Source organism: Pseudomonas fluorescens (assembly GCF_902498195.1).
Taxonomy (GTDB): Bacteria; Pseudomonadota; Gammaproteobacteria; order Pseudomonadales; family Pseudomonadaceae; genus Aquipseudomonas; species Aquipseudomonas fluorescens_BU.
In genome coordinates this window covers 1-562 of record NZ_CABVIY010000021.1, presented here as the reverse complement: position 1 = coordinate 562, position 562 = coordinate 1, and the positions used below count along the sequence as shown (strand labels likewise).

The window sequence follows — 562 nt, the reverse complement described above, 5'->3', positions numbered from 1 at the left end:
GACCAGAGCAGCATGCTGTCGATCTTGCGCACCAATCAGGCCTACAACGACATCCTCGCGCCGATGGTACCAGCCGCCGGCAACCGCGCCGGTTACGTGATCGAGCGCGAGAGCCGCGCCTTCAACGAAGACGTCGCCTACGGCCTGGTGCTGCTGGTGGAAATGGCCAAACGTTTCGACCTCAAGGTGCCGTATATCGAGGAAGTCCTTCAGTGGAGCGTGGCCTACATGCAAGGCCTCCGCGACTCGGCGCTCGATTACTTCCCGAACCACTGGCCACACACGACAAACGCCGCCGCTTGATCTTTTTACTCAACTTGCGACGGGAAGACCACTGAGATGAATGACTTCAAGACACTGATCACCTACTCACGCAAACACGCCATGCGCCGCGTGGTTCTGTGCCTTTTGGCGGAAAACATCCTCGACCGTTCGGCCCTGAGCTTTTCCGTCGAGGGCAACCAGGCCACTTACCCGCTCAAGGGCGGCCGCGCCCACCTGGCTTTTTCCGACATCGCCAAAGGCCCGGCCGACACGGTGGTCAATGACGGTGACGTGGTGC

1 protein-coding gene and 1 pseudogene are annotated in these 562 nt (G+C 60.3%); both read left to right on the top strand.

What is annotated here, in order from left to right; translation table 11 throughout:
• The coding region (locus F8N66_RS31325; RefSeq protein ID WP_191623078.1) for an NAD/NADP octopine/nopaline dehydrogenase family protein at window positions 1-303 on the top strand (303 nt) is incomplete at its 5' end.
• 36 nt (window positions 304-339) lie between these two features.
• A pseudogene (locus tag F8N66_RS31320) lies at window positions 340-562 on the top strand (IucA/IucC family siderophore biosynthesis protein); the annotation flags it as partial.